This is a genomic window from Nostoc sp. DedQUE05, from assembly GCF_034530955.1.
Classification (GTDB): domain Bacteria; phylum Cyanobacteriota; class Cyanobacteriia; order Cyanobacteriales; family Nostocaceae; genus Nostoc.
The window spans coordinates 58,025-68,152 of the sequence record NZ_JAVRCB010000019.1 but is presented as its reverse complement, the minus strand read 5'-3'; the positions used below and the strand labels follow the sequence as shown (position 1 = coordinate 68,152).

The window sequence follows — 10,128 nt, the reverse complement described above, 5'->3', positions numbered from 1 at the left end:
GTTGGGTGTAGGGTGTAGGGGGTTGGGTGTAGGGTGTAGGGGGTTGGGTGTAGGGGGTTGGGTGTAGGGTTTAAGACAATTGAATGCAAGTACGTCAAGCAGTTCAACACATTCTTACTTCCCCACACCCTACACCCCAAACCCTACACCCTTTTATCCAGTAATACCAGGAATTTACGCTTATCAAGCGTGCCATTCGTGAAGAATATTGCATCACTTCTTCCCCTACACCCTACCCCCTATCCCCTACACCCTTTTCTCTGGGGATACTGTTCGGGGAATGACGACACGACAAGCTAGGATAGCTTCAGATGCTAGGTTCGGAAGTCGCACCAAAGTCCCGCAAACAGTATTAACGACTATTTTAAGTTCTAGATTAGAAAATAGCTAGAGGAATCCGACTTAAATATTACCAAGTATACTGAGGTTTTAATCTCTATTATGCAAGGCTTCGATTTTCTCAGTTTTTCAAAAATTAAATAGGAATCCTATAGTAGTTAAAGTAAGTCTGCAAATTCATGAGATACGTCCTGATTTTCCCCATATACAACTTGCATAGGTAACTTTGACGGCGCTAATAGACAGCAAGTGCTATTTATCAACATTATTTTGCCATACCTCTTTGATAAACTTTTTAAACTCTTCTAGAATCAGAGGTAAATCACTATCAATTTCTTGGGTTTGTTGCCCATTTGTACTTGAACGAAAGAGACGACGACCTCGACTATCAAAACCAATTTTATCTGCAACTGCCATAAAGATTGAGTAATCTTCTGGTATTGGCAAATCCCCACCTTTGCGCTGAAAAGGCTGTAAAACTTAGAACAAGCCTGGAATAACACAGATGCTAAAAACCAGATTATTCAAGAGCTTGGCAATGCCGTCTTCCCTACACCCGACACCCTACCCCCCACACCCTTCTTTCTGACAATGCTCTTGTCAAACATCAAGTGTAGCGGTGGGCTACGCCTCGATGGAGGCGATGATCTCTGACCGACCGGAGGCGATCGCATCTAACAACACTAATCCCATTAGTATCAGTCCCTCTGTGGATTGTCTGGACTGAAGGTGAAGTGCTTGGATGGCAGCTTCAGTTTCTGGGTCAATACTGGCAGTGGCTTCATCCAAAATCAAGATTTCGGGGTTCAAGGCAATGACACGCATAAACGCTAACAACTGGCGTTAACCTTGCGATAGATTTTGGTCGCGGTCTTCCAGTACCGTATCAAAGCCTAGTGGCAAGCTCTCGATGAAATCTAGGGTCTGTATCAGTTCGGCGGCATGTCGGGCATCTTCTGGCGTGATGGTCGAGTTACCCAATGCAATGTTGTCATAGACGGTACCAGGGAACAGATGAAAGTCTTGAAAGATTAAATCTACACGCTTACGGATCTGTGCAGAACAAGAGTAAAAAACAAGTATAGAACTGTTGAACCGGAGAGTTACCAAATATGAGACACTAAGCATGAATACAATTTCATATGAACACTCGTTTATTAAAAAGTGCAAATAAATTTTAATTGTCAACTATGTAATTGTTGCTATTTATACCACGATCGGGAAAACTTATCGTTTTCAGGGCAATGCAAAATAATACAAATTTAAGCATCGATTGTGTAGACAAGCTTAAGGTACTGGCAGATGAAACCCGTTTAGGAGTTTTACAACTATTGATTGACAGTCCGAAGCGAGTCGGAGAGATGAATGCGATTTTGCATTTGGAGCAAAGTCTCCTCTCTCATCATTTGCAGGTTTTGCGTCGAGCCAAATTAGTTGTGCGAGAGCGAGATGGCAAAGCATTTCTCTATCGTCTTGCCCCTCAAGTCGAAGTAGCCACAGGCAAGGCTTTAAACTTTGGTTGTTGTGTTCTCTCGTTCAACTAAAACCTGGAATATCTAAAGGTAGAAGATGAAACATTCCCAAATTTCGGCGATCGCAATAGGATTAGTGACGAGCATTTGGTTGCAAGGTTGTTCTCAACCTCCGCAAGCAGTCACAAACGATCCAAATAAGCTACAAGGAAAATTGGTACTTACTGGTTCAAGTACAGTTGCACCATTAGCAGCAGAAATTGGCAAAAAATTTGAATCGCAACATTCCGGTGTGCGAGTTGATGTGCAATCAGGCGGTTCTTCTCGCGGTATTACAGATGCTCGTCAAGGTGTAGCTAATGTTGGCATGGTTTCCCGTGCCTTAAAGCCTGACGAAAAAGATTTAAAAGCCTTTTCCATCGCTCGTGATGGAGTAACGGTGATTCTCCATCAGGAAAATCCCCTGCAATCCCTAACTGACAAGCAAATTGTAGATATTTACACAGGCAAGGTGAATAACTGGAAACAGGTAGGGGGTAAAGATGGGGCAATTACAGTTGTTAATAAAGCCGAAGGACGTTCTACCCTGGAATTGTTTACCCACTACTTCAAGCTAAAAAATACTGACATCAAAGCACAAGTAGTGATTGGTGATAATGAGCAAGGAATTAAGACTGTAGCCGGAAACCCGAATGCTATTGGCTATGTTTCCATTGGCTCGGCAGAAAATAGCGCCGCCAATAAAGTACCAATCAAATTGCTAGCTGTAAACGGTGTAGCAGCAACAACAGCTAATGTACAAAACGGGAGCTTTCCTATTTCTCGACCGCTTAACTTGGTTACAAAAACCGAACCCCAAGGACTGGCTAAAGAATTTATTGACTTTGCACAATCGCAGCAGGTAAGTGACATTGTTAAAAAGCAAAACTTTGTCTCCATCGCCAAATGATTTTTGGTTAATTTGGATACTACGAGGAGCAGCAACAATCGCCGGAGCGATCGCACTTTTAATTGTTGTTTTTCTACTTTCCGAATCCTTACCAATCTTCAGTCATATAGAGATATCCCGCTTTTTTACCGACTCTTCTTGGAACCCCACAGCAGGTTTATATAATCTCTCACCCATGTTGCTGGGTTCCCTCTTGGCAATGGTCGGTGCAGTGCTAATTGCAACTCCCATAGGCATTTTATCTGCTGTCTTTTGTCAATTCTATGCCCCGCCAATGGTAGCCCAACTCTATCGCCGCCTGATTGAATTATTAGCAGGGATTCCTTCTGTAGTGTATGGCTTTTGGGGATTAGTCGTGCTGGTTCCTCTAATTGGAAAAATTCATCCACCAGGGCCAAGCCTATTAGCAGGAATAGCAATTCTGGCGGTGATGATTCTGCCAACAGTCGCCCTTATAGCCGATGCTAGCCTAGAAAAAGTTCCCACCGCTTACATTCAAGGTGCTGCTGCACTGGGCTTATCACGTTGGACAACAATCTGCACAGTAGTTTTTTCATCAGCCAAATCAGGGTTATTTACAGGCTTAATTTTAGAGACAGGTCGTGCCATTGGTGAAACAATGGCAATTTTGATGGTATGCGGCAATGTAGTACAGACCCCAAAAAGCTTATTTGACCCCATCCGCACACTCACGGCTAATATTGCTTTAGAAATGGCCTATGCCACAGGGGATCACCGTAGTGCGCTGTTTGTCAGTGGTTTGATATTGATGGGAATGATTGTGGTGTTAGTGGCGATCGCTGAAGTTATCAGTCAGGGCAAATGGTAGAGATACAACAAAGCAAAGACAATCGTCTCGCTCTTAGAGAGTGGCTAGCAACAAGCTTAGTTTGGGCAACAGCCGCCCTCGTTACCGCCATCTTTTTATGGATAGTCAGCGATATCCTCTGGCACGGTATGGGATATTTATCTTGGGAATTTCTGATTAGTGAACCAGAAAATGCGGGTAGAGAAGGTGGAATTGCCAGTATTCTCGTTTCTACCGTTTTAATTATTGGTGTATGTATGACGGTTTGCCTACCCGTTGGTGTTGGTACGGCAGTTTTATTAGCAGAATTTACTCCTAGTGATAGTTGGTTCGCTAGATTAGTGCGCCGTAGTTTAGATGTACTTGCTGGTGTACCTTCGATTGTCTTCGGGTTGTTTGGCAACGTTTTGTTTTGCAAAGTTTTAGGATTGGGGTTTTCCATTCTTTCAGGCGGACTCACACTGGCGTGTATGGTGCTACCAATTTTGATTCGTTCTACAGAGGAAGGATTTTTAGCCGTTCCCAATGAATACAGATTAGGAGCCGCCGCCCTTGGCTTTTCACGCACAACGACAATATTTCAAATATTATTACCTGCTGCTGTTCCTGGTTTAATAGTGGGATTTGTGCTTGGTGTTGGTCGGGCTATCGCCGAAACTGCGGCTTTAATTTTCACTAGCGGTTACGTAGACAGAATGCCACAATCACTCCTCGACTCTGGGCGTACCCTTTCGGTTCATATTTTTGATCTATCAATGAACGTTTCAGGAGGAGATAAGAGTGCTTATGCTAGTGCATCGGTTTTGCTATTACTACTGTTGTTGATTAATGGCACAGCAGCTTGGATTGCACGACGTTGGTTACACAGCAGAGTTATTTCGGGATGAGGATTGGTGGATATAGAGGAGGACATCTTGGCAGTTACTGAACCGTTGATTCAAATTGAGAGCTTAACTCTGCAATACGCACAAAAAACTGCACTTGCTAATGTCAACTTAGCTGTCAATGCGGGAGAAATTTTGGCTTTGGTTGGGCCTTCTGGTTGTGGAAAAACTAGTTTCCTGAGTTGTCTCAACCGCCTCAGCGATATGATTCCCAAGTGTCGAGTTCAGGGAAGAATCCGCATTGGTAGTTTAGAGGTGCTAAATCCCAAAATTAATGTCATCGCCTTACGGCGTCAAGTCGGCATGATTTTTCAAAAACCCAATCCCTTTCCTTTCTCAATATGGCAGAATCTGGAATTGCCTTTGCGAGAGCATGGTATCCGCGATCGCCACCAAATTGATACAATTATCGAAACCAGCCTCGAGGATGTAGGGCTATGGCAAGAAGTAAAAGACCGACTGCAATCTTCAGCTTTGGCTCTTTCTGGTGGACAGCAGCAACGTTTGTGCATAGCTAGAGCTTTGGCTTTGCAGCCAGAAGTCTTACTACTGGATGAACCTTGTAGTGCCCTCGACCCTATTTCCAGTAACGTTGTTGAAGATTTAATTATTAGTTTGCGCCAGCGCTATACTCTGTTAATTGTTACTCACAATCTGGCTCAAGCCAAGAGAATTGCAGATCGAGTCGCTCTATTTTGGGTACAAGACGGCATTGGGCAACTGATTGAATCAGGTACTGTAGAGCAAGTTTTTAATCATCCTCAACATCCTTTAACAGTTGCTTATGTAACTGGTGCCAGGGGTTGAGTAAGATTGCGGTCTTTGGGGATCAAATTAATAACATCAAAATGCTCAAAATTGCTAACCATGCCATTGTAGTTGTTAACGCAGATGTGGAAGTCAAGCGTTATATCATTCTTTAGCTAGATACTACATTAACTTGCTAGCTTTACTGTAGTTTAAAATCCTCCAAAGATTTTAATAAAAGTTTGTTAAGCTTTTAATATTTTTTTAGGAGAAAATTTTTATACTTGAAACTGAGGGTGCAATGCTTATAAATCAGGAGAATTTTTCTGCATTTATATTAAAATGTCACAAAGCTGTAAAGGTATTCAAAGAATATTCAAGCAAAAAATTTACCTTCTTATTTGCTGTTAGTTTCTGCTTAAGTTTGATAATTTCAGCTTGTTCTCTAAATACTTCGGTAATTTCTGCATCTATGCCGTCGTTTAGTATAGGTCAAGATCCAGAAAAGGTAGTTCGTATTGGTCATCAGAAGTTTGGCTCTCTTAGCCTTTTAAGAGCAAAGGGAGATTTGGAGAAAAAGTTTAACTCAATGGGTTTATCGGTGCGATGGAATCAATTTCCAGCTGGGCCGCAACTATTAGAAGCTTTGAATGCTGGTCGCCTAGACTTTGGACATGCAGGAGAAACCCCTCCTATATCTGCTCAAGCAGCTGGCGCACCTCTGCTTTATGTTGCCAGTTCACCTCCTAATCCCAAAGGTGAAGCAATTTTAGTCCCAAAAGATTCTCAAATTCGCAATCTTGCTGACTTAAAAGGCAAAAAAATTGCCTTAAATAAAGGCTCAAATGTCCATCATTTAGTTGTACAAGCATTGGCAAAAGCTAATTTGAAATATACTGATATTCAACCAATATTTATTCCTCCAGCTGATGCTAGAGCAGCATTTGAACAAAAAAAGGTGGATGCCTGGGCAATTTGGGACCCATACTTTGCTGCTGCCGAACAAGCTACAGGGGCGCGAATACTTACAGATGCGACAAATATAGTCGAAAATCGTGAGTTCCTTTTTGCTTCTCAAAGCTTTGCTAAAAAGCATTCTGATCGCCTGAAAATCGTTTTAGAGGAAATCGAAAAAGTAGATGAATGGGCAAAATCTAGGCCAAAAGAAGTTGCACAAATTCTTTCACCTTTGATTGGGATTGATGCAGGTGTTTTAGAGCAAGTAGCAAAAAGAAGAGCTTATGGCTTAGAACCAATTACTAAGGAAGTTGTTGCTTATCAACAAAGGCTTGCTGATACTTTTTACCGTCTAAAATTGGTTCCTAAAAAAATTGATGTCAATCAAGTAGCGATGGTGTCCGATCGCAAACAGCTTAATTAAAACTGTCTGTAAGCTACATCAGCGATAGACTACGCCCCACCTTCTGGCGATCGCATTCTTGACAGCTACATCTGAAACACTTAAGGAGTCTATTATCAATGGAACTATTTTGGTTTATTCCCACCTACAGTGACGGACGCTATCTGGGAACAGCAACGGGAGGACGTGCTGCTACCTATCCATACTTGCGTCAAATTGCTCAAGCTGTAGACGATCTAGGCTACAGGGGTGCTTTACTTCCTACAGGACGTTCATGTGAAGACGCTTGGATTATAGCTTCATCCTTAGTTGCAGCAACTCAACAGATGCGTTTTTTAGTAGCAATTCGTCCAGGGTTGTCATCTCCTGGTATGGCAGCACGGATGGCGGCTACACTTGACCGCATATCCAATGGCCGCTTGCTGATTAACGTCGTCACAGGAGGCGATCCGGTGGAATTGGCTGGAGATGGAGTTCATCTCAACCACACAGCACGGTATGAGTTGACAGATGAGTTCTTGTCGATTTGGCGAGCAACTATGACTGGTGAAGAAGCTAACTTCAGCGGTGAATATTTTCAAGTCAAAAGCAGTAAGCTACTTTTTCCTCCTGTGCAAACACCTTATCCTCCTTTATGGTTTGGTGGTTCATCAGCCATTGCCCAACAAATTGCCGCTAAACACATTGATGTGTATCTGACTTGGGGAGAACCACCACAGCAAGTAGCCGAGAAAATTAATGCAGTTCGGAAGTTAGCTGCTGAAGAAGGTAGAACTTTGCGTTTTGGGATTCGTTTACATGTAATTGTGCGGGAAACCGAGAGCGAAGCTTGGGATGCTGCCAATGACTTAATTAAGTATGTTGATGAAGAAGCGATCGCCAAAGCTCAAAAAGTTTATGCTCGTTTAGATTCCGTTGGGCAACGTCGGATGACGCAATTGCACAGTGGTAATCGTGAAGCACTAGAAGTCAGCCCTAATCTATGGGCAGGAGTGGGACTGGTGCGGGGTGGCGCAGGTACAGCTTTAGTAGGAGATCCCGATACTGTCACTGCCAGGATGATGGAATACGCCGAATTGGGAATTGAAACTTTCATTCTTTCAGGATATCCCCATTTAGAAGAAGCTTATCGAGTAGCTGAATTACTCTTTCCCCGCTTACCACTTCAGGATTTACCCGCTACAGCACAACAACAGGTATTAAGTCCTTTTGGTGAAATTGTCGCCAACCAAGATTTTCCTAAGCAACGTACAACAGAAGGAGCTTCAAAATGAAAAAAAGCAAATTTTCTCAACTGGGGTTTCAGCAACTGAAACCTTGGATTTTGCCGATTGTTCTAATTATTCTTTGGCAAATATTGGTAAAATCTGGCTGGCTTTCTACAAGGGTATTGCCTGCTCCTTCAGATGTAATTCTGGCAGGAGTTCGTTTATCCCGTTCTGGAGAACTATGGCGAAACTTGATTATCAGTACGATTCGGGCTGTAATTGGGTTCTTGCTAGGAGGTAGTATTGGTTTTGGGTTGGGATTACTTAATGGATTGGCTCGTCCAGCAGAAGAGTATTTAGACACCTCAGTACAGATGATTCGGAATATTCCTCACTTAGCGTTAATCCCACTTGTAATTTTGTGGTTTGGCATTGGCGAAGAAGCTAAGGTTTTTCTTGTAGCATTAGGAGTGTTCTTTCCCATTTATCTTAATACCTTTCACGGAGTTCGTACTGTCGATCCAGAATTAATTGAAATGGCAAAATCCTACGGCTTGCATGGCTGGTCTTTATTTAAGCGAGTCATCTTTCCAGGGGCATTGGGTTCGATTATCGTTGGTTTGCGTTATGCCTTGGGAATTATGTGGCTAACCTTGATTGTCGCTGAAACAATTACACTTGATTCTGGTATTGGGTATATGGCAATGAACGCTCGTGAGTTTATGCAAACTGATGTTGTTGTCTTGAGCATTTTGCTTTATGCCTTGTTGGGCAAGTTAGCAGATGTCGCTGCCAAAGCTTTAGAACAAAAATGGTTAAGGTGGGATACTAACTACCAACCTGCCTAAAGTTTATCTAGTTATTATTCAAAATTTTGTTGCAATTTAGAGAGGTTTGTGAAGATGGCATCCCTACAAGGCGCAGAGGTAAAAGTTATGGGTCTGACAAAGACCTATGGTAGTAATCAAGTGTTGCAGAATCTCGATTTAGAGATAGCATCAGGAGAATTTATTGCAGTTGTTGGGCGCAGTGGTGGCGGTAAAAGTACACTCCTGCGGATGATAGCTGGGTTTGAACATCCCAGTGACGGCGGAGTTTTAATTGACGGGGAACCACTGCGTGGGCGTAATCGCAGTGCGCGAACAATGTTCCAGAATGCCCGCCTCTTACCGTGGGAGAATGTTTTAGGAAATGTGGGATTAGGATTGAACAAAAAAGACTGGCGGCAAAAGGCAGAGAAGGCGCTTGAGCAAGTAGGTTTAATACAACGAGCAAAAGATTGGCCTTCTGTGCTTTCTGGAGGACAAAAACAACGGGTAGCACTTGCTAGGGCTTTAGTCAGAGAGCCGCGCTTACTAATGTTAGATGAACCGCTTGGTGCTTTGGATGCCATGACTCGTATTGAGATGCAGAGACTAATTGAAAAAATCTGGCACGAACAAAAATTTTCGGCGTTCTTGATTACTCATGATGTAGATGAAGCAGTAACGCTAGCCGATCGCATCATACTAATTGAAGATGGCCGAGTTTCAATGGATCGGCGTATCTCGCTACCACGTCCTCGCAAACGCAAAGATGCAGAATTCCTTACTTTAGCAGAAGAAATCTTAGAGCGCGTTATGGGTGATGAAGCAGGTCTAATTAATGGGGAAGATAAAAAAGTTCAACAGCTAGCAAACACTAAACGTTAAATTTTGAAAAAACAGGCATTTTCTCCTAATCTTTTTCAAAAATAAAATCGGATTTCTTTAGTAATTTTATTGCTAATAAATCAGTATTTTAGGCTACTCAATTTTTTTTGATAGCTTTTTAGGAAAAATGTCAAAATAATTCGTAATTGCTAATTTGTAATTATTACCTGAGATTTAATCGTGGGGCTTGAATAATGAATAAATTTATTTTCTTTAATTAATAAATTAAGGGGCTTGTACTCTCAAATAATTAATTATTAATTCGTAATTAATAAATTTTGAATTACGAATTACGAATTACGAATTATTCGGTCAAGTTTACACCTCTACCTGTTTGATCTCTGTATCTGTTGCTTGGTCTATTTCTATAAACTTTGGCCCAGCAATGAGAACTATCACCATCATTAATAGACTCGTCACAATGATGATGCACAAGAGCCGAATGGCACGCTTGTTAAGGGCAAAGCCATGATCTAGCTGCATGAGAGGGTGTGGGGAATTAAGAAGATGTTGAACTCCTTGAGGCAAGTAAAATTTAATTGTCTTACAGCAGGATGGCTAAAAATCATCGCTCAAATTAGATAGATAATTAATCTCTTGGCTTTGCTGCGATCGGTCATGCAAAAGTTACCTTTGTAGAGCAACAAGGTGTAATGTCTGCGTTCATAAG

14 protein-coding genes are annotated in these 10,128 nt (G+C 42.1%); 10 read left to right on the top strand and 4 right to left on the bottom strand.

Annotated features, from left to right (window positions below):
- Positions 1 to 591 precede the first annotated feature (591 nt).
- From RMZ42_RS16375 to RMZ42_RS16365, 3 genes are all read right to left on the bottom strand, one after another.
- On the bottom strand, positions 592 to 786 hold the full coding sequence (locus tag RMZ42_RS16375) for a hypothetical protein (protein ID WP_322672369.1): 195 nt from the start codon (positions 784 to 786) through the stop codon (positions 592 to 594).
- Positions 787 to 963: 177 nt separating this feature from the next.
- Positions 964 to 1,164, bottom strand: a complete 201-nt coding sequence (locus RMZ42_RS16370; protein WP_322672368.1) for a hypothetical protein — start codon at positions 1,162 to 1,164, stop codon at positions 964 to 966.
- 18 nt (positions 1,165 to 1,182) lie between these two features.
- Positions 1,183 to 1,467 carry a hypothetical protein gene (locus RMZ42_RS16365; RefSeq protein WP_322672367.1) on the bottom strand — a complete coding sequence of 95 codons (285 nt, stop codon included), beginning with the start codon at positions 1,465 to 1,467 and terminating at the stop codon, positions 1,183 to 1,185.
- Between the two features lie 116 nt (positions 1,468 to 1,583).
- Here RMZ42_RS16365 and RMZ42_RS16360 point away from each other — a divergent pair, with 116 nt between their 5' ends.
- The 10 genes from RMZ42_RS16360 to RMZ42_RS16320 all read left to right on the top strand — a co-directional run bounded on the left by RMZ42_RS16360 (position 1,584) and on the right by RMZ42_RS16320 (position 9,458).
- Positions 1,584 to 1,883: a metalloregulator ArsR/SmtB family transcription factor gene (locus tag RMZ42_RS16360; RefSeq protein WP_322672366.1), complete on the top strand. Its 300-nt coding sequence runs from the start codon at positions 1,584 to 1,586 to the stop codon at positions 1,881 to 1,883.
- Positions 1,884 to 1,908: 25 nt separating this feature from the next.
- Complete coding sequence (locus RMZ42_RS16355; RefSeq protein ID WP_322672365.1) at positions 1,909 to 2,760, top strand: phosphate ABC transporter substrate-binding protein; 852 nt, start codon at positions 1,909 to 1,911, stop codon at positions 2,758 to 2,760.
- On the top strand, positions 2,717 to 3,589 hold the full coding sequence (pstC, locus tag RMZ42_RS16350; RefSeq protein ID WP_322672364.1) for a phosphate ABC transporter permease subunit PstC: 873 nt from the start codon (positions 2,717 to 2,719) through the stop codon (positions 3,587 to 3,589). The genes RMZ42_RS16355 and pstC overlap by 44 nt, the downstream gene beginning before the upstream one ends.
- Positions 3,583 to 4,455, top strand: coding sequence for a phosphate ABC transporter permease PstA (pstA, locus tag RMZ42_RS16345; protein WP_322672363.1), 873 nt, complete (start codon positions 3,583 to 3,585; stop codon positions 4,453 to 4,455). The genes pstC and pstA overlap by 7 nt, the downstream gene beginning before the upstream one ends.
- Before the next feature lie 27 nt (positions 4,456 to 4,482).
- On the top strand, positions 4,483 to 5,259 hold the full coding sequence (locus RMZ42_RS16340) for a phosphate ABC transporter ATP-binding protein (RefSeq protein WP_322672362.1): 777 nt from the start codon (positions 4,483 to 4,485) through the stop codon (positions 5,257 to 5,259).
- Between the two features lie 41 nt (positions 5,260 to 5,300).
- Entirely contained in the window at positions 5,301 to 5,375 is a 75-nt protein-coding gene (locus tag RMZ42_RS34720; protein WP_416211817.1) for a hypothetical protein, read from the top strand.
- A 125-nt stretch (positions 5,376 to 5,500) separates the two neighbouring features.
- Positions 5,501 to 6,580, top strand: a complete 1,080-nt coding sequence (locus RMZ42_RS16335) for a sulfonate ABC transporter substrate-binding protein (protein WP_322672361.1) — start codon at positions 5,501 to 5,503, stop codon at positions 6,578 to 6,580.
- A 98-nt stretch (positions 6,581 to 6,678) separates the two neighbouring features.
- On the top strand, positions 6,679 to 7,833 hold the full coding sequence (gene ssuD / locus RMZ42_RS16330; protein WP_322672360.1) for an FMNH2-dependent alkanesulfonate monooxygenase: 1,155 nt from the start codon (positions 6,679 to 6,681) through the stop codon (positions 7,831 to 7,833).
- Positions 7,830 to 8,615: an aliphatic sulfonate ABC transporter permease SsuC gene (gene ssuC, locus RMZ42_RS16325; protein ID WP_322672359.1), complete on the top strand. Its 786-nt coding sequence runs from the start codon at positions 7,830 to 7,832 to the stop codon at positions 8,613 to 8,615. Before ssuD ends, ssuC begins: the two co-directional genes overlap by 4 nt.
- Before the next feature lie 54 nt (positions 8,616 to 8,669).
- Positions 8,670 to 9,458, top strand: a complete 789-nt coding sequence (locus RMZ42_RS16320; RefSeq protein ID WP_322672358.1) for an ATP-binding cassette domain-containing protein — start codon at positions 8,670 to 8,672, stop codon at positions 9,456 to 9,458.
- A 318-nt stretch (positions 9,459 to 9,776) separates the two neighbouring features.
- Here the strand turns inward: RMZ42_RS16320 and RMZ42_RS16315 are convergent, their stop codons facing one another.
- Positions 9,777 to 9,941, bottom strand: coding sequence for a hypothetical protein (locus RMZ42_RS16315; protein ID WP_322672357.1), 165 nt, complete (start codon positions 9,939 to 9,941; stop codon positions 9,777 to 9,779).
- Positions 9,942 to 10,128: the final 187 nt, after the last annotated feature.